19 protein-coding genes are annotated in these 20,559 nt (G+C 57.6%); 14 read left to right on the top strand and 5 right to left on the bottom strand.

Annotated elements, in window-relative coordinates; translation table 11 throughout:
- The first annotated feature begins 308 nt into the window (after positions 1–308).
- The 5 genes from yjbE (at position 309) to psiE (ending at position 4,688) form a co-directional block, all read left to right on the top strand.
- Entirely contained in the window at positions 309–551 is a 243-nt protein-coding gene (gene yjbE, locus USG84_RS20185) for an exopolysaccharide production protein YjbE (RefSeq protein WP_013095034.1), read from the top strand.
- Between the two features lie 63 nt (positions 552–614).
- The gene (locus USG84_RS20180; RefSeq protein WP_151413582.1) at positions 615–1,253 is read left to right on the top strand and encodes a YjbF family lipoprotein; all 639 of its coding nucleotides are present in this window, start codon (positions 615–617) and stop codon (positions 1,251–1,253) included.
- Positions 1,250–1,990, top strand: a complete 741-nt coding sequence (locus USG84_RS20175; protein WP_080442042.1) for a capsule biosynthesis GfcC D2 domain-containing protein — start codon at positions 1,250–1,252, stop codon at positions 1,988–1,990. The genes USG84_RS20180 and USG84_RS20175 overlap by 4 nt, the downstream gene beginning before the upstream one ends.
- On the top strand, positions 1,987–4,083 hold the full coding sequence (locus tag USG84_RS20170; RefSeq protein WP_151413583.1) for a YjbH domain-containing protein: 2,097 nt from the start codon (positions 1,987–1,989) through the stop codon (positions 4,081–4,083). The genes USG84_RS20175 and USG84_RS20170 overlap by 4 nt, the downstream gene beginning before the upstream one ends.
- A 194-nt stretch (positions 4,084–4,277) precedes the next feature.
- Positions 4,278–4,688, top strand: coding sequence for a phosphate-starvation-inducible protein PsiE (gene psiE, locus USG84_RS20165; RefSeq protein WP_000202963.1), 411 nt, complete (start codon positions 4,278–4,280; stop codon positions 4,686–4,688).
- 96 nt (positions 4,689–4,784) lie between these two features.
- Here the strand turns inward: psiE and malG are convergent, their stop codons facing one another.
- From malG to malE, 3 genes are all read right to left on the bottom strand, one after another.
- The gene (gene malG, locus USG84_RS20160) at positions 4,785–5,675 is read right to left on the bottom strand and encodes a maltose ABC transporter permease MalG (RefSeq protein WP_006810496.1); all 891 of its coding nucleotides are present in this window, start codon (positions 5,673–5,675) and stop codon (positions 4,785–4,787) included.
- Between the two features lie 14 nt (positions 5,676–5,689).
- On the bottom strand, positions 5,690–7,234 hold the full coding sequence (gene malF, locus USG84_RS20155; RefSeq protein ID WP_061099582.1) for a maltose ABC transporter permease MalF: 1,545 nt from the start codon (positions 7,232–7,234) through the stop codon (positions 5,690–5,692).
- Positions 7,235–7,359: 125 nt separating this feature from the next.
- Positions 7,360–8,550: a maltose/maltodextrin ABC transporter substrate-binding protein MalE gene (gene malE / locus USG84_RS20150; RefSeq protein ID WP_032644952.1), complete on the bottom strand. Its 1,191-nt coding sequence runs from the start codon at positions 8,548–8,550 to the stop codon at positions 7,360–7,362.
- A 370-nt stretch (positions 8,551–8,920) separates the two neighbouring features.
- Between malE and malK the strand changes: the two genes are divergently transcribed.
- From malK to USG84_RS20110, 8 genes are all read left to right on the top strand, one after another.
- The gene (gene malK / locus USG84_RS20145; RefSeq protein ID WP_028015130.1) at positions 8,921–10,030 is read left to right on the top strand and encodes a maltose/maltodextrin ABC transporter ATP-binding protein MalK; all 1,110 of its coding nucleotides are present in this window, start codon (positions 8,921–8,923) and stop codon (positions 10,028–10,030) included.
- A 71-nt stretch (positions 10,031–10,101) separates the two neighbouring features.
- Positions 10,102–11,439, top strand: a complete 1,338-nt coding sequence (locus tag USG84_RS20140) for a maltoporin (RefSeq protein ID WP_139784212.1) — start codon at positions 10,102–10,104, stop codon at positions 11,437–11,439.
- Positions 11,440–11,552: 113 nt separating this feature from the next.
- Positions 11,553–12,506, top strand: coding sequence for a maltose operon protein MalM (malM, locus tag USG84_RS20135; RefSeq protein WP_061099580.1), 954 nt, complete (start codon positions 11,553–11,555; stop codon positions 12,504–12,506).
- A gap of 180 nt (positions 12,507–12,686) precedes the next feature.
- Positions 12,687–13,184, top strand: coding sequence for a chorismate lyase (gene ubiC / locus USG84_RS20130; protein ID WP_014882105.1), 498 nt, complete (start codon positions 12,687–12,689; stop codon positions 13,182–13,184).
- Positions 13,185–13,196: 12 nt separating this feature from the next.
- Positions 13,197–14,066, top strand: a complete 870-nt coding sequence (gene ubiA, locus USG84_RS20125; RefSeq protein WP_080329933.1) for a 4-hydroxybenzoate octaprenyltransferase — start codon at positions 13,197–13,199, stop codon at positions 14,064–14,066.
- A gap of 200 nt (positions 14,067–14,266) precedes the next feature.
- Positions 14,267–15,238: a TRAP transporter substrate-binding protein gene (locus tag USG84_RS20120; protein ID WP_041911564.1), complete on the top strand. Its 972-nt coding sequence runs from the start codon at positions 14,267–14,269 to the stop codon at positions 15,236–15,238.
- Between the two features lie 12 nt (positions 15,239–15,250).
- Positions 15,251–15,760, top strand: coding sequence for a TRAP transporter small permease (locus tag USG84_RS20115; protein WP_061099578.1), 510 nt, complete (start codon positions 15,251–15,253; stop codon positions 15,758–15,760).
- Positions 15,761–15,770: 10 nt separating this feature from the next.
- Complete coding sequence (locus tag USG84_RS20110) at positions 15,771–17,057, top strand: TRAP transporter large permease (protein WP_061099577.1); 1,287 nt, start codon at positions 15,771–15,773, stop codon at positions 17,055–17,057.
- Positions 17,058–17,140: 83 nt separating this feature from the next.
- Here USG84_RS20110 and zntA read toward each other — a convergent pair whose 3' ends face one another.
- On the bottom strand, positions 17,141–19,312 hold the full coding sequence (gene zntA, locus USG84_RS20105) for a Zn(II)/Cd(II)/Pb(II) translocating P-type ATPase ZntA (RefSeq protein WP_253540338.1): 2,172 nt from the start codon (positions 19,310–19,312) through the stop codon (positions 17,141–17,143).
- Between the two features lie 76 nt (positions 19,313–19,388).
- A complete protein-coding gene (locus USG84_RS20100; RefSeq protein ID WP_013099145.1) occupies positions 19,389–20,015 on the bottom strand; it encodes a lysoplasmalogenase in 627 nt (208 codons plus the stop codon).
- Between the two features lie 129 nt (positions 20,016–20,144).
- On the opposite strand from USG84_RS20100, the gene USG84_RS20095 reads away from it, so the two are divergent.
- On the top strand, positions 20,145–20,501 hold the full coding sequence (locus tag USG84_RS20095; protein ID WP_266179892.1) for a DUF2500 domain-containing protein: 357 nt from the start codon (positions 20,145–20,147) through the stop codon (positions 20,499–20,501).
- Positions 20,502–20,559: the final 58 nt, after the last annotated feature.

Raw genomic sequence — 20,559 nt, 5'->3', positions numbered from 1 at the left:
GATGTCTGTTAGTTAACTCAAATTCTGACTCTGAGTTTAATCTGAAAAAGGCGGTTAACCTGCTAATTGCTGCGGTTTATTTTAAGAAAATACGTAGAAGTAAGATAAAGAGATCATATTATAAATATTTGATTTTATTTGTTTATTTATTTTAATTTTTTATTTTTCATTTCCTTTTTATCCATTAGTCCGAAAACCATCACCCTATTTCCCCCCACGGTAAACCCTCTGCTGTAGTTGTGTATACTCGATTCCGCCTGAATTTCTTTTCGGGCAAATCTCCATTCATTCATTGAAGGGAAATTGTTATGAAGAAAGTACTGTATGGCATTTTTGCCATATCTGCACTTGCGGCGACGTCTGTCTATGCAGCTCCGGTCCAGGTCGGAGAAGCAGCAGGGTCGGCAGCGACGTCTGCGTCTGCGGGAAGTTCTACCGCAGCCAGTACCAGCACCGTAAGTTCAGCCGTGGGTGTCGCGCTGGCGGCAACCGGTGGCGGTGATGGCTCCAATACCGGAACCACGACCACTACGACAACCAGCACCCAGTAATACCGGGTGTTTTAATCATAACCACACTTCGGTGTGGTTATTTCGCCCCTTCGGAGAAGAGTCGTGAAGCGACCTGCAATCATTCTGATTTGCCTGCTGTTGCAGGCGTGCTCAGCCACCACCAAAGGGCTGGGACATTCACTGTGGGACAGCCTGTTCGGCACGCCGGGCGTACACCTGACCGATGACGAACTTCAGAACATGCCGTACGCCAGCCAGTACATGCAGCTTAATGATGGCCCGCAACTGTTTGTGGTGCTCGCTTTCGATGAAAACGGGCAGCAGAAATGGGTGACGCAGGATCAGGCCACCATCGTGACGCAGCATGGACGAATAGTGAAAACGCTGCTCGGCGGCGATAACTTGCTCGAGGTGAATAATCTCGCCGAAGACCCGCTCAACAAGCCAAATCAGATCGTCGACGGCGCAAGCTGGACGCGCACGATGGGCTGGACCGAGCACAAGCAGGTGCGCTATGCCACGGCCCGCTCCACCTTCCGCTGGGACGGTACGGACAGCGTGAAGGTCGGCAGCGACGAAACCCAGGTGCGCGTGCTGGATGAGAAGGTGACAACCGACCAGGCCACCTGGCATAACCGCTTCTGGATCGACGAGGAAGGGCAGATCCGTCAGTCCTTGCAGTATCTCGGTGCCGGTTTCTTCCCGGTGAAAACCACCCTGATCAAGGCGGCGAAATCATGAAAATGCTCATCCACGCTGCGCTTCTCGCCAGCCTTGCCGCACCGCTGGCATGGTCCGCAGGAACGGTAAAGGTCTACACGCCGGACAGTGAAAAACCCAAAACCTTAACTAATGCCGAGCATCTTCTCGATCTCGTCGGGCAGCCAAGGCTTGCCAACAGCTGGTGGCCGGGAGCGGTGATCGGCGAGCGTCAGGCGACGGTTAAGGCGGAGCAGGAACACCTTGCCCTGCTGGCCCGCCTGACGGGTCTGGCGGAGCAGGAAGACGGCGACGATGCCGCAGCCATTAACAGCGTTCGCCAGCAGCTTCAGGCGCTGAAGGTGACAGGCCGCCAGAAAGTCAATCTCGATCCAGATGAAGTGCGCGTCACGGAAAAGGGCAACCCCACGCTTGAAGGGGAGTACACCCTCTGGCTTCCGGCGAAGCCGACGACGGTGACCGTGATGGGGCTTATCAGTAGCCCCGGTAAAAAGCCCTTTACGCCCGGTCGTGACGTGGCGAGCTATCTCGACGAACAAAGCCTGCTGAGCGGCGCGGATAACAGCTACGCATGGATTATTTATCCAGACGGGCATACGCAAAAAGCGCCGGTGGCGTACTGGAATAAACGCCATGTCGAACCCATGCCGGGCAGCATCATTTTTGTCGGTTTTGCCGACCATTTCTGGACGAAGGCATATGACGGGCTTAACGCCGATATCCTTCACTCCCTGACACAGCGGATACCGGAAGAATGAAAAAAACCTATCTCTACAGCATGCTGGCGCTCTGCGTAAGCGCTGCCTGCCACGCAGAAACGTATCCGGCTCCTGTTGGCCCGTCTCAGTCAGACTTCGGCGGCGTCGGTTTACTGCAAACACCCACCGCGCGCATGGCGCGTGAAGGGGAAATTAGCCTGAACTACCGCGATAACGACCAGTATCGCTACTATTCCGCCTCCGTACAGCTTTTCCCGTGGCTCGAAACCACGCTGCGTTACACCGACGTGCGTACGAAACAGTACAGCAGCGTCGACGCCTTCTCCGGCGATCAGACCTACAAAGATAAAGCCTTCGACGTCAAACTGCGCCTGTGGGAAGAGAGCTACTGGATGCCGCAGGTCTCCGTGGGGGCAAAAGATATCGGCGGGACCGGCCTGTTCGACGCGGAATACATTGTGGCCAGCAAGGCCTGGGGACCGTTTGATTTTTCTCTCGGTCTTGGCTGGGGCTATCTCGGCACCAGCGGCAACGTCAAAAACCCGTTCTGTACCTACAGCGACAAATACTGCTACCGCGATAACAGCTACAAGAAAGCGGGCTCCATCAACGGCGACCAGATGTTCCACGGCCCGGCCTCGCTGTTCGGCGGCGTGGAATACCAGACGCCGTGGCAGCCGCTGCGCCTGAAGCTGGAGTACGAAGGAAACGACTACTCCCAGGATTTCGCCGGGAAGATTGAGCAGAAGAGCAAGTTTAACGTCGGCGCCATTTATCGCGTCACCGACTGGGCCGACGTTAACCTCAGCTACGAGCGCGGCAACACGGTGATGTTTGGCTTCACGCTGCGCACTAACTTTAACGACATGCGGCCGCACTACAACGACAACGCGCGGCCTGCCTACCGGCCGGAGCCGCAGGATGCGATTCTGCAGCACTCCGTGGTGGCAAACCAGCTGACGCTGTTGAAATACAATGCCGGCCTGGCCGATCCGAAAATTCAGGTGAAAGGCGATACGCTGTACGTCACCGGCGAGCAGGTGAAATACCGCGACTCGCGGGAAGGGATCGAACGCGCCAACCGGATCGTGATGAACGATCTCCCGGACGGGATCCGCACGATCCGCGTGACGGAGAACCGCCTGAATCTGCCCCAGGTCACAACCGAAACCGATGTCGCCAGCCTTAAGCGCCATCTTGAAGGCGAACCGCTCGGGCATGAAACCGAGCTGGTGCAAAAACGCGTAGAGCCGATCGTGCCGGAAACCACCGAGCAGGGCTGGTATATCGATAAATCGCGCTTTGATTTCCATATCGATCCGGTGCTGAACCAGTCCGTCGGCGGGCCGGAAAACTTCTACATGTATCAGCTGGGTGCGATGGCGACGGCGGATCTGTGGGTCACTGACCATCTGTTGACCACCGGCAGCCTGTTCGGCAACATCGCGAACAACTACGACAAGTTTAACTACACCAACCCGCCAAACGACTCGAAGCTGCCGCGCGTGCGTACCCGCGTGCGTGAATACGTGCAGAACGATGTCTACGTGAACAACCTGCAGGCCAACTACTTCCAGTACTTCGGCAACGGCTTCTACGGCCAGGTTTACGGGGGCTATCTGGAAACTATGTTCGGCGGCGCGGGGGCGGAGGTGCTGTATCGTCCCGTCGACAGCAGCTGGGCGTTCGGGATTGATGCCAACTACGTTAAGCAGCGTGACTGGCGCAGCGCGCAGGACATGATGAAGTTCACCGACTACAGCGTCAAAACTGGCCACCTGACCGCCTACTGGACGCCGTCGTTCGCGCAGGACGTGCTGGTGAAAGCCAGCGTCGGCCAGTATCTGGCGGGCGATAAGGGCGGCACGCTGGATATCTCCAAACACTTCGACAGCGGCGTCGTGGTGGGCGGCTACGCCACCATCACCAACGTCTCGCCGGACGAGTACGGGGAAGGGGACTTCACCAAAGGGGTTTACGTGTCGATTCCGCTGGATCTGTTCTCGTCAGGCCCAACCCGCAGCCGCGCGGCTGTGGGCTGGACGCCGCTGACGCGTGACGGCGGCCAGCAGCTTGGGCGTAAGTTCCAGCTGTATGACATGACGAGCGATAAGACCATTAACTTCCGCTGATGCCCCTCACCCTAACCCTCTCCCCAAAGGGGAGAGGGGATCGCTCGGCGCTGTCTTTTCCCCCTCGCCCCTTTGGGGAGAGGGCCGGGGTGAGGGGTAATCCTCACCATTGCGCCAAACATAAACAAAAAATATAGATCCCCGTCACATTTTTGCGTTATACAGGAATCTCGCCCTGGAGAATGAGGTGCTGTATGACATCCCTGACTCGCCCGCGCGTTGAGTTTATCTCAACCATCCTCCAGACCGTGCTGAACCTCGGTCTGCTGAGCCTTGGCCTGATCCTGGTCGTCTTTCTCGGTAAAGAGACGGTGCATCTGGCGGATGTGCTGTTTGCCCCTGAGCAAACCAGCAAATATGCGCTGGTGGAAGGCCTGGTGGTCTACTTTCTCTACTTTGAATTTATCGCCCTGATTGTGAAGTACTTTCAGTCCGGCTTTCACTTCCCGCTGCGCTATTTCGTCTACATTGGCATCACCGCCATTGTGCGGCTGATCATCGTCGATCATAAATCCCCGCTCGACGTGCTGATCTACTCGGCGGCGATCCTGCTGCTGGTGATCACCCTCTGGCTGTGCAACTCAAAGCGGCTGAAACGGGAATAAAAAAATGGCGCTCCGAAGAGCGCCTAATAACAGTCACAAGTTGGGTCAATACAATACGTCTAAAGTTGAGGGTTGCAGTGGCATAACAGATGAAACTTAACCTTTCACGCCGCCCGCCGTCAGGCCGTTAACCAGCCAGCGCTGGGCCAGCAGGAACACCACGGTAATCGGGATGGCGGAGAGTACGGCCGCCGCGGCAAAGTCGCCCCACAGGTAGTTTTGCGGGTTGAGGTATTGCTGCATACCCACGGCCAGGGTGTAGCTGTTCACATCGCGCAGTAACAGTGAGGCAACCGGTACTTCGGTGATCGCCGCAATAAACGACAGGATAAACACCACCGCCAGAATCGGCACGGACAGCGGCAGCAGCACCAGACGGAACGCCTGCCACGGGGTAGCGCCGTCCAGCGACGCCGCCTCTTCCAGCGAGCCGTCGATGGTTTCGAAATAGCCTTTGATGGTCCACACGTGCAGGGCAATACCGCCGAGATAGGCGAAGATCACGCCGCCGTGGGTGTTCAGGCCGATAAACGGCACGTACTGGCCGAGACGGTCAAACAGGGCATACAACGCGACCAGAGATAGCACGGCCGGGAACATCTGGAAAATCAGCATGCCTTTCAGCAGCGTTGCTTTACCCGGGAAGCGCATACGGGCAAAGGCGTAGGCACAGGTGGTGGAGAGCGTCACGATGCCGATCGCCGTGATGGTCGCCACTTTCACCGAGTTCCACAGCCACAGCAGCACCGGGAACGGCGGCGGGGTGACGCGGCCATCCGCGTGCTCCACGCTGAAGCCCAGCGCGAGCTTCCAGTGCTCCCAGGAGATTTCATCCGGGATCAGGCTCCCCGTCGCAAAGTTACCCGAACGCAGGGAGATGGCGATGACCATCAGCAGCGGGAACATGATCGCCGCGATGAAAATCAGCAGGCCTAAGTGCGTCGCCAGAAGGCGCAGTTTCTGAGATTTGGGTTGTACCATTGCCATGTTCAGTGCCCTCCTTAGTCAAATTTCATTCGTGTGGCTTTCAGGTTCACAATCGCCAGGGCGCCAACCAGCAGGAAGATCAGGGTGGCTATCGCCGCCGCCAGGCCGAAGTCCTGACCGCCGCCGCCCTCGAAGGCGATACGGTAGGTGTAGCTCACGAGCAGGTCGGTATAGCCTGCCGGCGTGGTGGTGCCGAGACGGTCCGGGCCACCGTTGGTCAACAGCTGAATCAGCACGAAGTTGTTAAAGTTAAAGGCGAAGCTGGCAATCATCAGCGGCGTCAGCGGCTTAATGAGCAGCGGCAGCGTAATTTTAAAGAAGTTCTGGAACGGACCCGCGCCGTCCATCGCCGAGGCTTCGTACAGATCGTCCGGGATAGCCTTCAGCAGGCCCATGCACAGGATCATCATGTACGGATAACCCAGCCAGGTGTTGACGATGATAATCATCGAGCGGGCGGTGGTCGGGTCGCTGAACCAGGCCGGTTTGATACCGAACAGCGCGCTCAGCATCATGTTGATTTCACCGAAGCTCTGGTTAAACAGCCCTTTGAAAATCAGAATCGAGATAAACGACGGCACGGCGTACGGCAGAATCAGCAGCACGCGGTAAATCGCTTTGCCTTTCAGGGACTCCCACTGCACGAGACAGGCCAGCACCATGCCCACGGCCACGGTCAGGATCACCGTCAGCACCGAGAAGACCACCGTCCAGACGAAGATGGCAAAGAACGGTTTCTGAATGCCTTCGTCGGTAAACACGCGGGTAAAGTTGTCCCAGCCGATGGTGACGGTATAGCCCGGGCTGAGCTTGTCATCACCCCATTTTCCGTCGGCGGTAATGGACTGATAGAAACCAATGTCGTTATTCGGACGGTACTTAACGCCGCTCTGGTTGTTGGTCAGCGTGCCGTCGTCCGCCAGAGTATAAAGCGGCTGCGTGCCGGAGAACTGGCGCAGCGAGCTCATGGTCACTTTGCTGTCATCGGGCAGTACGGCGGTGAGCTGGGTCAGCGCCTGGCGGTTCTGGGTGATGATACGCAGGTTGGCGCGTTCACCTTCCGGCAGGGCCGCGGCCTCTTTTAAGGCCAGCTTCTGCTCGCCGCCAAATTTGAACGCGTCGGAAATATAGTTTTTGCCGCTCTCACCGTCAGTAAGCGCTAACTTCCACTCGTCACCCGCAGGATACAGGCCGAAGTTAAAGGTTTTACCCGCCTGATAAGAGCGATCCAGAAGCACCTGAGTGGCGCGCTCCTGCGCAAGCTGGTTGGTGCTGCTGTAGTTGGTGAACGCAATGGCGATGGTGCAGATCAGCGGGAACAGGACAAACAGCCCCATCCCGGCGACGCCCGGGTAGACATAGCGCCAGGCATAGGCTTTACGGTTGGCGAAAATATACAGGCCAGCAGAGCTTAAGATCAGCGTCATGATGGCAAACAGATATTCCCCTTGTACGTACATTAAAACAACAAGGTAACCCACCAGCAGACACAGCAGGCCGATCGCTGACCACTTCAGCGCGTCGCTTTGCCACCAGTGCTTCTTTTTAATGACATCCATGGGGTTCTTCCTCTACAACGTTTGATCTTTTCTCCCTCTCCTGGGGGAGAGGGCCGGGGTGAGGGCGTGCGGATAGCGACAACCCTCACCCTAACCCTCTCCCGGAGGGAGAGGGGACTACGGCATTACTTGGTAATACGACCCTGCGCATCCTTCAGCGCGGCATCGACAGTCTGACGACCGCTTGCAGCGTTGATGACCGCAGTACGGGTGGCGTACCAGAACGCAGCCATCTGTGGGATGTTCGGCATGATTTCGCCTTTCTGGGCGTTATCCATGGTCGCCGCGATGCGTGGGTCTTTCGCCAGCTGATCCTGGAAGGATTTCAGCGCCACGGCGCCCAGCGGTTTGTCCTTGTTCACTTCACCCAGACCCTGATCGGTCAGCAGGTAGTTTTCCAGGAACTCTTTCGCCAGCTCTTTGTTCGGGCTGGCGGCGTTGATGCCCGCGCTCAGCACGCCCACGAACGGTTTAGACGGCTTGCCGTTGAAGGTTGGCAGCAGCGTCACGCCGTAGTTGATTTTGCTCTTGTCGATGTTGGTCCAGGCCCACGGACCGTTGATGGTCATCGCGGTTTCGCCTTTGTTGAACGCCGCTTCCGCGATGGAGTAGTCGGTATCCGCGTTCATGTGTTTGTTCTTAATCAGGTCAACCAGGAAGGTCAGGCCTTTTTTCGCACCCGCGTTATCCACGCCCACGTCTTTCACGTCATATTTGCCGTTTTCAAACTTGAACGCGTAACCGCCGTCGGCAGCAATCAGCGGCCAGGTGAAGTACGGCTCTTGCAGGTTGAACATCAGGGCGGATTTACCCTTCGCCTTCAGTTCTTTATCCAGTTTCGGGATCTCTTCCCAGGTTTTCGGCGGGTTTGGCACCAGGTCTTTGTTGTAAATCAGAGACAGGGCTTCAACTGCGATTGGGTAAGCAATGAGCTTGCCGTTATAGCGAACGGCGTCCCAGGTGAACGGGAACAGCTTGTCCTGGAAAGCTTTGTCCGGGGTGACTTCAGCCAGCAGGCCAGACTGCGCGTAACCACCGAAACGGTCGTGCGCCCAGAAGATGATGTCCGGACCGTCGCCGGTTGCTGCAACCTGCGGGAACTTCTCTTCCAGTTTGTCCGGGTGTTCTACGGTGACTTTGATACCGGTGTCTTTTTCGAATTTTTTGCCCACTTCGGCCAGGCCGTTATAGCCCTTGTCGCCGTTAATCCAGATAACCAGCTTGCCTTCTTCAATTTTGGCGAGCGCTGGGGCGGAAACCATCATTGCTGCAAGGGCGGACAATGCGAAAACGCGTGCGCCAGTCTTGATATTCATATCTGCCATCCTTTTTGGTGATGTGCTCGTGGATACATAAGGTGGTTCAACGTGACTCAGTCTCCTTATTTGACATCCTCTTTCCATCCTCCCAACCCCTACGCCCCACCCCCCGTTTGTGTGATCTCCGTTGCATAAATTTAAGTTATGAGTGCTGGCGCACATAAAAACCCACCGAATTTTGCAGGCCGCTTCACGAATTTCGCCTCAGCCCCCCGGCTGCGGTCGCAGAGCCTGCTCTCTCATCCTCCCGCCTCCTCCCCCATAAAAAAGCCGGGGGGTGGAGGATTCACGAAAGTAATGGATACCCCATAGTGAACTTATCTTGAATGTTTCTGTCGGTGACAGGTTGTAACGAAGGGAGAAGGGCATGGCGAGCGTACAGCTGCGTAATGTAACGAAAGCCTGGGGCGACGTAGTGGTGTCGAAAGACATCAATCTGGACATCACTGAAGGCGAGTTTGTGGTGTTTGTGGGCCCATCAGGCTGTGGTAAATCTACTCTGCTGCGTATGATTGCCGGTCTTGAAACCATCACCAGCGGCGATTTGCTGATCGGTGATACCCGAATGAACGACATCCCGCCAGCCGAACGCGGCGTAGGCATGGTGTTCCAGTCTTATGCGCTTTATCCCCATCTTTCCGTTGCCGAGAACATGTCCTTTGGCCTGAAGCTGGCCGGGGCGAAAAAAGAGGTCATTAACCAGCGCGTCACGCAGGTGGCGGAAGTGTTGCAGCTGGCGCACCTGCTGGAGCGTAAACCGAAAGCGCTTTCCGGTGGTCAGCGTCAGCGTGTGGCGATTGGCCGTACGCTGGTGGCCGAGCCGCGCGTGTTCCTGCTCGATGAACCTCTCTCTAACCTGGATGCCGCCCTGCGCGTCCAGATGCGTATCGAAATCTCCCGTCTGCACAAGCGCCTTGGCCGCACGATGATTTACGTCACCCACGATCAGGTCGAAGCGATGACCCTGGCCGACAAGATCGTGGTGCTGGACGCCGGTCGCGTGGCGCAGGTGGGCAAACCGCTGGAGCTCTATCACTACCCGGCAGACCGCTTTGTTGCGGGCTTCATTGGCTCGCCAAAGATGAACTTCTTGCCCGTCAAAGTGACGGCGACAGCCATTGAACAGGTACAGGTGGAGCTGCCAAACCGCCAGCAAGTCTGGCTGCCGGTGGACAGCGCCAACGTACAGGTAGGGGCAAATATGTCCCTCGGTATCCGTCCTGAGCATCTACTGCCAAGCCACATTGCGGATGTGACGCTGGAAGGTGAAGTTCAGGTCGTTGAACAGCTTGGTCACGAAACACAGATTCATATCCAGATCCCCGCCATCCGTCAGAACCTGGTCTACCGCCAGAATGACGTGGTGTTGGTAGAAGAGGGTGCCACATTCGCTATCGGCTTGCCGCCAGAGCGTTGCCATCTGTTCCGTGAGGATGGCACAGCATGTCGTCGGCTGCATAAAGAGCCAGGCGTTTAAGCAATCCCAAAAGAAGACACGAAACCGACAGGTGAAGTGTTCAAAGAAAAGCAATGATCTCAGGAGATAGAATGATGATTACTCTGCGCAAACTTCCTCTGGCAGTTGCCGTCGCAGCGGGCGTAATGTCTGCTCAGGCGCTGGCCGTGGATTTCCATGGTTATGCTCGTTCCGGTATCGGCTGGACGGGTAGTGGCGGCGAACAGCAGTGCTTCCAGGCAACCGGTGCCCAAAGTAAATACCGTCTTGGTAACGAATGTGAAACCTATGCGGAACTGAAGCTGGGCCAGGAAGTGTGGAAAGAAGGTGACAAGAGCTTCTACTTCGACACCAACGTAGCGTACTCCGTGGCGCAGCAGAACGACTGGGAAGCCACTGACCCGGCGTTCCGTGAAGCTAACGTGCAGGGTAAAAACCTGATCGAATGGCTGCCAGGTTCCACCATCTGGGCCGGTAAGCGCTTCTATCAGCGTCATGACGTCCACATGATCGACTTCTACTACTGGGATATTTCAGGTCCTGGTGCGGGTCTGGAAAACATTGACGTCGGTTTCGGTAAGCTCTCTCTGGCTGCAACCCGTTCTTCTGAAGCAGGCGGTTCTTCATCCTTCGCCAGCAACAGCATCTATGATTACACCACCCGCACAGCGAACGATGTCTTTGACGTCCGTTTAGCGCAGATGGAGATCAACCCAGGCGGTACGCTGGAGCTTGGCGTTGACTACGGTCGCGCAAACCCACGTGATGATTATCATCTGATCGATGGTGCATCCAAAGATGGCTGGATGTTCACCGCTGAACACACGCAGAGCATGCTGAAAGGCTACAACAAGTTCGTTCTGCAATATGCAACTGACTCTATGACCTCTCAGGGCAAAGGTTTGTCGCAGGGTTCGAACATCGGTACCTCCGACGATATCAACTACGGCATCAACAACAACGGTCACCTGTGGCGCGTACTTGACCACGGTGCTATCTCTCTGGGCGATAGCTGGGACCTGATGTATGTCGGTATGTACCAGGATATCAACTGGGATAACAACAACGGTACCAAATGGTGGACCGTGGGCGTTCGTCCTATGTACAAATGGACGCCAATCATGAGCACCCTGCTGGAAGTGGGTTATGACAACGTCAAATCCCAGGAAACCGGCGAAACCAACGACCAGTATAAAATTACCCTGGCCCAGCAGTGGCAGGCAGGCGACAGCATCTGGTCACGTCCGGCAATCCGCGTATTCGCAACCTATGCGAAGTGGGATGAGAAGTGGGGCTATGCGCCAACCGGTAAAAACTCCGTTGCGGGTTACACCCCAGGCATGGCCTATAGCGATACCACTGCGAAAAGCTTCAGCCGCGGCGACAACGACGAGTGGTCCTTCGGCGCCCAGATGGAAATCTGGTGGTAATCCCGTCTTAACCTGACGTAATGACCAAACTGAGGGGCGCAAGCCCCTCAATCCTTGGGACGGCGCGCTATTGCCTGGCTACCGCTGAACCTGTGCATTTTGAGGTGATAACAATGAAAATGAACAAAACTCTCCTTGCCCTTTGTTTGTCCGCAGGACTGCTGGCAAGCGCGCCTGCCGTAACGCTCGCTAACGTCAACTTCGTTCCGCAAAACACAACATCTGCGCCTGCTATTCCAACAGCGGCACTGCAACAGCTTGTCTGGACGCCTGTCGATCAGTCTAAAACCCAGACCACCCAGCTCTCAACGGGCGGCCAGTCGCTTAATGTTCCAGGAATTACCGGCCCGGTCGCTGCGTATAGCGTACCCGCCAATATCGGTGAGCTGGCCATTACCCTGACCAGTGAAGTCAACAAGCAGACGAGCGTATTTGCGCCTAACGTGCTGATTCTCGATCAGAACATGACGCCATCTGCCTTTTTCCCAAGCGAATACTTTACCTACCAGGAGCCTGGCGTGATGAGCGCCGATCGCCTGGAAGGCGTCATGCGCCTGACGCCTGCGCTGGGCCAGCAAAAACTCTACGTTCTGGTCTTTACCACCGAGCAGGATCTCCAGAAGACCACCACGCTGCTCGATCCGGCTAAGGCCTACGCAAAAGGCACCGGTAACGCGGTTCCGGATATTCCGGACCCGATCGCCCGTCACGTCACCGACGGAACGTTAAAGCTGAAGGTGAAGACGAACAGCGGTTCCAGCGTGCTGGTCGGCCCGCTGTTTGGCTCCTCCGGTAACGGCCCTGTTACCGTGGGCAATACGGCTGCACCTGCTTACGCTGCGCCTGCTGCCACGGCAGCCGCACCGGTCGCCGCCGCAGCGCCAGCCCCGGCGAAGAAAGCCGAGCCCGTGCTGAACGACACCGAAGAATACTTCAACAACGCCATTAAGCAGGCGGTGAAGCGCGGCGATGTCGATAAAGCGCTGAAACTGCTTGATGAAGCCGAACGTTTAGGTTCAACCACTGCCCGTTCCACCTTTATCAGCAGTGTAAAAGGCAAGGGGTAACCGTTCCCCACAGTGCTGATTTGTTAGTAGTTTAGTGCGCCTGAGTGGGCGCACTTTTTTTCGTATTCGCCAGGCTGTTGCGCCCATGTTGCGATAGTGATCGTTAAATAACGTTTGGCCCCCCCTCATTGCCCGTTTCTGCGATACAATGCCATTACGTTATGTATCGGAGAGTCTGGCATGTCACACCCCGCGCTAACGCAACTGCGTGCGCTGCGCTATTTCGACCAAATACCTGCGCTTGATCCGCAGCAGCTGGACTGGTTGCTGCTGGAAGATTCCATGACGAAACGTTTTGAACAACAGGGTAAAACGGTCACGGTGACCCTGATACAGGAAGGGTTTGTCTCCGGTGATGAGATCGCCAGCGAGCTGCCGCTGTTGCCGCAAGAGGAACGCTACTGGCTGCGCGAAATTTTGCTCTGTGCCGATGGCGAACCCTGGCTTGCCGGGCGCACGGTGGTGCCCGAATCTACCCTTTCCGGGCCCGAGCTGGCGCTGCAGCGGCTGGGGAAAACGCCGCTGGGACGCTATCTTTTCACCTCGTCTGAGCTGACCAGGGATTTCATTGAGATTGGGCGTGATGCCGAACTGTGGGGGCGCCGTTCCCGCCTTCGCCTGAGCGGTAAGCCGTTAATCCTGACGGAGCTATTTTTACCGGCATCACCGTTGTACTAAGAGGAAGAAAAAATGGAGTGGAGCCTGACGCAGAATAAGCTGCTGGCGTATCACCGCTTAATGCGTACCGATAAACCCATTGGCGCGTTGCTGCTGCTGTGGCCGACCTTATGGGCGCTGTGGGTGGCTACGCCGGGCGTGCCGCCGCTGTGGATCCTGGGCGTGTTTGTTGCCGGCGTCTGGCTGATGCGCGCGGCGGGCTGCGTGGTGAATGACTATGCCGATCGTAAATTTGACGGCCACGTAAAGCGTACTGCCAACCGTCCGCTACCCAGCGGCCAGGTGACCGGAAAAGAAGCCCGCGTGCTGTTCATCGTTCTGGTGCTGCTCTCTTTCCTGCTGGTGTTAACCCTGAACACCATGACGATTCTGCTGTCCGTCGCGGCGCTCGCTCTGGCCTGGGTTTACCCCTTTATGAAGCGCTATACCCATCTGCCTCAGGTGGTGCTGGGGGCGGCGTTTGGCTGGTCGATTCCGATGGCGTTTGCAGCAGTTAGTGAGTCCTTACCGCTTAGCTGCTGGCTGATGTTCCTGGCGAACATCCTCTGGGCCGTGGCGTATGACACGCAATATGCGATGGTTGACCGCGACGACGACCTGAAAATTGGCATTAAATCCACCGCCATTCTCTTTGGACGCCAGGACAAACTTATCATTGGCATTCTGCAGGTTGCGGTACTGGCGCTGATGGTCGCGATTGCGCGCCTAAACGGACTGAACTGGGAATTTTACTGGTCGATACTGGTGGCCGGGCTGCTGTTTGCCTACCAGCAGAAGCTGATTGCAAAACGCGAACGCGAAGCCTGCTTTAAAGCGTTTATGAACAATAACTATGTCGGTCTGGTGCTGTTTTTAGGGCTGGTCATGAGCTATTTTTCCTGATTGACGCGCGGTCATGCCCCGCCGGGTATGACCGCATCGTTACCCGGCACTACCGCCCTCACAAATTTAAACCATCGTTTCATAAATTCGCGCTTTTGTGAGGCGCTTCACCTACGCTTCTCCCGGGCTAGTCTATTTTCTAAGCGTAAAAAAATAAAACACTGTTTTAACGCTGACATCACTACCCTGGAGCTGACTCAATGAAAACGACCCTCAAGCCGTTACTGGCCGCGCTGTGCCTGTCTGCTTTTGCCTGCACCGTTTCTGCCCAAACCATCAAAGCTGCCGATGTGCATCCTGAAGGCTACCCGAACGTGGTCGCGGTTCAGCACATGGGTGAAAAACTCAAACAGCAAACCGACGGCAAGCTGGAGATTAAGGTCTTCCCCGGCGGCGTGCTGGGGGATGAAAAGCAGATGATTGAGCAGGCGCAGATGGGGGCGATTGACATGATCCGCGTCTCTATGGCGCCGGTTGCCGCCATCCTGCCGGATATCGAAGTCTTCACGCTGCCGTACGTTTTTCGCGATGAGGACCACATGCACAAGGTGATCGACGGGGATATCGGCAAGCAGATCGGCGACAAGCTGACCGCGAACCCGAAATCCCGCCTGGTGTTCCTCGGCTGGATGGATTCCGGCACCCGTAACCTCATCACCAAAGAGCCGATCGTGAAGCCGGAAGATCTGAAAGGGAAGAAAATCCGCGTGCAGGGCAGCCCGGTGGCGCTCGCCACGCTGAAGGACATGGGGGCGAACTCGGTGGCGATGGGCGTTAGCGAGGTTTACAGCGGCATGCAGACCGGCGTGATTGACGGCGCGGAGAACAACCCGCCCACCTTTATCGCCCACAACTACATGCCGGTTGCTAAAAACTACACCCTCAGCGGTCACTTTATCACCCCGGAAATGCTGCTCTATTCAAAAGTGAAATGGGACAAACTGAGCGCTGATGAACAGCAAAAAATCCTGACCCTGGCCCGCGAAGCGCAGTTTGAACAGCGCAAGCTGTGGAATGCGTATAACGACCAGGCGCTGGCGAAAATGAAGGCGGGCGGCGTGCAGTTCCACGATATCGATAAGACGGTATTCATCAAGGCCACAGAGCCGGTGCGCGCCCAGTATGGCGACAAGCATCAGGATCTGATGAAAGCCATTGCTGACGTCCAGTAAGCCGGAGCACGTATGTCCGAACTCTACCTGAAGTGGATGGACCGTCTGTACCTGCTCGCCATGGCGGTGGCGGGTATTTCGCTGCTGGTGATGACGATTGTCATCCCCATCGGCATCTTTTCACGCTACGTGCTCAATCGCGGCGAATCCTGGCCGGAACCGATCGCCATTATCTGCATGGTGACGTTCACCTTCATCGGCGCGGCGGTGAGCTACCGCGCCGGGTCGCACATTGCGGTTAATATGCTCACCGACCGTCTGCCCGCGTCGCTGCAACGACTTTGCGCGCGGGTGGTGGATCTGCTGATGCTGCTGATCTCCGGCCTGATGTGCTGGTACAGCTACTGGCTGTGCGTCGAGCTCTGGGAGCAGCCGGTAGCGGAGTTCCCGATCCTGACCTCCGGCGAAAGCTACCTGCCGCTGCCGATCGGGTCGGCGATTTTGATCCTGTTTGTGCTTGAACGCCTGCTGTTTGGCTCGCAGGAAAACCGTCCGGTCGTGCTGATCGGCAATCACAGTTAAGGGGTGAACGATGGATGCTTTTGTTTTGTTATTCACCCTCGCCATTTTGCTGGCGCTGGGGATGCCGGTGGCCTTTGCCGTCGGCCTGAGCGCCGTGGCGGGGGCATTGTGGATTGACCTGCCGCTGGAAGCGCTGATGATCCAGATAACCAGCGGGGTGAACAAATTTACCCTGCTGGCGATCCCGTTCTTCATTCTCGCCGGGGCGATCATGGCGGAAGGGGGCATTGCCCGGCGGCTGGTGAATTTCGCCTACGTGTTTGTCGGCTTCATTCGCGGCGGGCTGTCGCTGGTGAACATCGTCGCCTCAACCTTCTTCGGCGCGATTTCCGGCTCGTCGGTGGCGGATACGGCGTCCATCGGCAGCGTGATGATCCCGGAGATGGAGAAGAAGGGCTATCCGCGCGAATACGCGGCGGCGGTCACGGCCAGCGGGTCGGTGCAGGCGATTCTGATCCCGCCCAGCCATAACTCGGTGATTTACTCCCTGGCGGCGGGGGGCACGGTCTCCATCGCCACGCTGTTTATCGCGGGCGTGCTGCCGGGCCTGCTGTTGGGTATGGGGTTGATGGCGCTCTGCCTGTGCTTCGCCCGCAAGCGCGGCTATCCAAAAGGGGAGCGAATTCCGTTAAGGCAGGCGCTGAAAATCATGCTCGACGCGCTGTGGGGACTGATGACGGTGGTGATTATCCTCGGCGGGATCCTGTCCGGGATATTTACCGCCACCGAATCCGCCGCCGTGGCCTGCCTGTGGGCGTTCTTCGTCACCATGTTTATCTACCGCGACTACAAGTGGAATGAACTGCCGAAGCTGATGTGCCGCACGGTCAAAACGGTCACCATCGTGATGATTTTGATTGGCTTTGCCGCGGCGTTTGGCGCGGTGATGACCTACATGCAGCTGCCGATGCGCATCACCGAGTTCTTCACGTCGCTCTCAGATAACAAGTACGTGATCCTGATGTACCTCAACATCATGCTGCTGCTGATCGGCACCCTGATGGACATGGCGCCGATCATCCTGATCCTGACCCCGGTTCTGCTGCCGGTGACCAACTCGCTGGGGATCGACCCGGTGCATTTCGGGATGATCATGATGGTTAACCTGGGGATCGGGCTGATCACCCCGCCGGTCGGGTCGGTGCTGTTCGTGGCAAGTGCGGTGAGCAAGCAGAAGATCGAGCACGTTGTGCGGGCGATGCTGCCGTTTTACGGCATGTTGCTCCTGATCCTGGGAATGATTACGTATATTCCGGCGATCTCATTATGGTTGCCGGGGGTTTTAGGGATGCAGTGACGCCGCCCTTCTCCCTCTCCCCGTGGGAGAGGGAGAAGGGTGAGGGCATCAGGCCGCACCCCGACCCAACCTGCCCGGCGTTTTTACCGACGGCGCAATAATCGCAGCGCGTTCGCCGTCACCAGCACCGTCGCCCCGGTATCTGCCAGCACCGCCAGCCACAGCCCGGTCAAACCGAGCAGCGTGGTGACGAGAAATATCCCCTTCAGACCCAGCGCAATGCCGATGTTCTGGCGAATATTGGCGCGCGTCGCCCGCGCAAGATCTATCATCTGCGCCAGCCCGGTCAGGCGGTTGTGCGTCAGCGCCGCATCCGCCGTCTCCAGCGCTACGTCGGTGCCGCTGCCCATCGCAATGCCGATGGTTGCGGCCTTCATCGCCGGGGCATCGTTAATCCCGTCACCGACCATCGCCAGCGGCGCGCGGCTGTTCAGTTCGGTTACCGCGCTGACCTTATCCGCTGGCAACAATCCAGCCTTAAACTCCAGCTCAAGCTCGCCGGCAATCGCCGCCGCCGCGCGCGGGTTATCGCCGGTGAGGATCACGCCCTGTACGCCCAGCTGATGCAGCGCCGCTACCGCGTCTTTGGCGTCATCGCGCAGGGTGTCGCGCAGTGCCAGCATGCCCTTCGCCACGTCGTCCTTCATCACGGCAACGACCGTCTGCCCGGCCTGCTCTAACGCCTCAACCTGTGGATGGGAGGACGTGCCCGCCGCGACAATCAGCACCTTTTTGCCGTCGACGACGGCCTCAATCCCAGACCCGACCAGCGCCCGCTGGGCGGTTGCCGAAGGGATAGCCAGCCCGCGCCCCTGCGCTTCACGCACTATCGCCTGCGCCAGCGGGTGAGTTGAACCCTGCTCAACGGCGGCGGCCATTATCAGCAGTTCGTCTTCACTGATGTCCTGCGGATAGACGCCGGTGACCTGCGGCTTGCCAACCGTCAGCGTGCCGGTTTTATCGAAGGCGATGTGCTGAACCTGGCTCAGCTGTTCCAGCGCCGCGCCGCCCTTAATCAGCGCCCCGCGACGTGCCGCCGCCGCCAGCCCCGAGGTAATCGCCGCGGGCGTGGAGATCACCAGCGCGCACGGGCAGCCGATCAGCAGCAGGGTCAGCCCTTTATAAATCCAACCCTCCCACGGCGCGCCGAAAAACAGCGGTGGAATCACGGTAACCAGCAGGGCAACCAGCATGATGGCGGGGGTGTAAATCCGGCTGAAGCGATCGATAAAGCGTTCGACCGGCGCGCGGCGCTCTTCGGCTTCTTCGATCAGCTTCAGGATGCGGTCGATGGCGCTGTCGCCCGGCTCGGACAGGACTTTGAGCTGCACCAGGCGGTCAACGCTGGTGGCACCGGCAGGGACTTTTTCGCCTGCCGCACGCTCCACCGGAATGGATTCCCCGGTCAGGGCGCTTTCGTCAAAGCTCGCGGTGGCGGTAACGAGAGCCCCATCGGCAGGCAGACGCCCGCCCGCGGCAACTTCAATCACGTCGCCCGGTCGCAGCGTGCTGATGGCGACCGTTTCACGTTTGCCTTCATTAACCCGCGTGGCGGTTTCAGGCTTCAGCGCCATCAGCGCGCTCACCCCTTTGCGTGCCCGGCTCGCCGCCCAGCCCTCAAGCCGTTCGCCAATCAGGAACAGCAGCAGCACCATCGCTGCTTCCGCCGTCGCGCCAATGAACAGCGCGCCAATGGCCGCCACGCTCATCAGCGTTTCAATGGCGAACCAGCTGCCGCTTCTTATCAGGCGCAGCGCCTGGCGGGCAATCGGGAACAGCCCGACCAGCGTGGTGGCGATAAACGCCAGATTGCCGAACGGGTGGTTAATCTGCTCCAGCCCCCAGCTCAGGGCCATCATGATGATGAGGGTAATAAGCGGCAGGTTTTCCTTCAGGGGAGAGGTTTTTTCGGCAGGGGCCGTTTCGCTGCGCAGGGCATAGCCCGCCTTGCTGACGGCGGCTTCAACCTGTTTGCTGACGTCGTTATCGGCGCTGACCAACAGCTTTTCGGTGGCGAACAGCACCTGAACGTGGTTTACGCCCGGCACCTGCTTCACCGCGTTTTCCACTTTGCGGGCGCAGGCCGCGCAGTCCATGCCGTTGACGACCCAGCTGTAGCGGTTGCCGTTTTCAGGCAGCGATTCGACCTGCGTTTCGCACGCGCCCTCGCAGCAGCAGTCGTCTTTCGGCGGAACCGGGGTGAGCTTAAGTGCCGAGAACTGTGGGATTTTTTTTGGTGTTTCTGGAGTCGACATGGCAGTCTCCGGTAATGATAATTTTCTCATTAACCGCAGCATACACTCTGGAGTCGACTCCAGAGTCAAGCGTTATTTAGATATACAATGAACGCACGATCAGGAAGTGCCCGGCAAAGTAGCAGGCGGACGCAATCGCGTTATCGGCGCGGAAGCGGCGGCGATAGTGGCTGCCCAGCCAGACGATATTGCCGATTAACAGGAGCGCCGCCCCGAAGAACGCGGACATCGCCTGAGATGTTGGACGGAAGAACCACAGCTCCCCGGCCAGCCACACCATCACCAGCGTCATGGCGATAAACGTGCATACCGGCAGACGCATCTCTTCCAGACGCGACCAGATCACCGCAATCAGCAGCGCGCCAATCACCAGCAGCACCAGCGGCAGCGGCCAGAAGAAGGAGAGCGTCATCTGGCTGGCAAAGTAGATGGTATACAGCAGATGGGAAAGGAAGAATGCCCCCACGGCATACAGCAGGCGCTGACGCGGCAGCAGGGTTAAGGCATCACCAATCAGGGAGGCACACAGCCCGGCGAGCACCAGATAGCTGATGGCGTTAAACATCGGGGCCTGCCAGGCGAGCAGCAGAAGCAACAGCAGCGTGACGGGTTTAAACAACCAGCGCTGCCAGGCTGGACCGCGATAGGACGCATCGACATAAAGCCATGCGGAAAAACAGACAGCGATAAATGACCAAAGCATATTAACTCCCTGTAACTGTTGAGGCTGAATAATCAGTTTCTGATCCAGTGTAGTGACGCGGGCAGGCGTTTGGCAATGCCTGGGCAGGCGAGGTATCCTGAATTCCGCATAATCTGATGGGATGTTTCAATGAGCAAGATGCCGCTGTTTTTCATTATCGTGGTGGCGATTATCGTCATTGCCGCCTCGTTTCGCTTCGTGCAGCAGCGCCGCGAAAAGGCGGACAACGACGCCGCGCCGCTGGTGCAAAAGCGTGTGGTCGTAACGAACAAGCGCGAGAAGCCGCTTAACGATCGCCGCTCGCGCCAGCAGCAGGTAACGCCTGCGGGATCCGGTATGCGCTATGAAGCGAGCTTTAAGCCAGAAACGGGCGGCCTGGAGATGACCTTCCGCCTGGAGGCGCAGCAGTACCACCAGCTGACGGTAGGGGAGAAAGGAACCCTGAGCTATAAAGGGTCGCGGTTTGAAGGGTTCAGGACGGAATAATGCACGAACGGTTCCCTCTCCCCGTGGGAGAGGGTTAGGGTGAGGGCATCAGGCCGCA

Source organism: Enterobacter sp. 168J2, assembly GCF_034107265.1.
In the GTDB taxonomy this organism is placed as follows: Bacteria; Pseudomonadota; Gammaproteobacteria; order Enterobacterales; family Enterobacteriaceae; genus Enterobacter; species Enterobacter nematophilus.
This window is presented reverse-complemented; position numbering and strand designations above follow the sequence as displayed.

What these genes read in the sequence shown, in the direction of transcription:
- yjbE (WP_013095034.1), top strand. Translation starts at nt 309, where the DNA reads ATGAAGAAAGTACTGTATGGCATTTTTGCCATATCTGCACTTGCGGCG.
- USG84_RS20175 (WP_080442042.1), top strand. Translation starts at nt 1,250, where the DNA reads ATGAAAATGCTCATCCACGCTGCGCTTCTCGCCAGCCTTGCCGCACCG.
- USG84_RS20170 (WP_151413583.1), top strand. Translation starts at nt 1,987, where the DNA reads ATGAAAAAAACCTATCTCTACAGCATGCTGGCGCTCTGCGTAAGCGCT.
- psiE (WP_000202963.1), top strand. Translation starts at nt 4,278, where the DNA reads ATGACATCCCTGACTCGCCCGCGCGTTGAGTTTATCTCAACCATCCTC.
- malG (WP_006810496.1), bottom strand. Translation starts at nt 5,675, where the DNA reads ATGGCAATGGTACAACCCAAATCTCAGAAACTGCGCCTTCTGGCGACG.
- malF (WP_061099582.1), bottom strand. Translation starts at nt 7,234, where the DNA reads ATGGATGTCATTAAAAAGAAGCACTGGTGGCAAAGCGACGCGCTGAAG.
- malE (WP_032644952.1), bottom strand. Translation starts at nt 8,550, where the DNA reads ATGAATATCAAGACTGGCGCACGCGTTTTCGCATTGTCCGCCCTTGCA.
- malK (WP_028015130.1), top strand. Translation starts at nt 8,921, where the DNA reads ATGGCGAGCGTACAGCTGCGTAATGTAACGAAAGCCTGGGGCGACGTA.
- USG84_RS20140 (WP_139784212.1), top strand. Translation starts at nt 10,102, where the DNA reads ATGATGATTACTCTGCGCAAACTTCCTCTGGCAGTTGCCGTCGCAGCG.
- malM (WP_061099580.1), top strand. Translation starts at nt 11,553, where the DNA reads ATGAAAATGAACAAAACTCTCCTTGCCCTTTGTTTGTCCGCAGGACTG.
- ubiC (WP_014882105.1), top strand. Translation starts at nt 12,687, where the DNA reads ATGTCACACCCCGCGCTAACGCAACTGCGTGCGCTGCGCTATTTCGAC.
- ubiA (WP_080329933.1), top strand. Translation starts at nt 13,197, where the DNA reads ATGGAGTGGAGCCTGACGCAGAATAAGCTGCTGGCGTATCACCGCTTA.
- USG84_RS20120 (WP_041911564.1), top strand. Translation starts at nt 14,267, where the DNA reads ATGAAAACGACCCTCAAGCCGTTACTGGCCGCGCTGTGCCTGTCTGCT.
- USG84_RS20115 (WP_061099578.1), top strand. Translation starts at nt 15,251, where the DNA reads ATGTCCGAACTCTACCTGAAGTGGATGGACCGTCTGTACCTGCTCGCC.
- USG84_RS20110 (WP_061099577.1), top strand. Translation starts at nt 15,771, where the DNA reads ATGGATGCTTTTGTTTTGTTATTCACCCTCGCCATTTTGCTGGCGCTG.
- zntA (WP_253540338.1), bottom strand. Translation starts at nt 19,312, where the DNA reads ATGTCGACTCCAGAAACACCAAAAAAAATCCCACAGTTCTCGGCACTT.
- USG84_RS20100 (WP_013099145.1), bottom strand. Translation starts at nt 20,015, where the DNA reads ATGCTTTGGTCATTTATCGCTGTCTGTTTTTCCGCATGGCTTTATGTC.
- USG84_RS20095 (WP_266179892.1), top strand. Translation starts at nt 20,145, where the DNA reads ATGAGCAAGATGCCGCTGTTTTTCATTATCGTGGTGGCGATTATCGTC.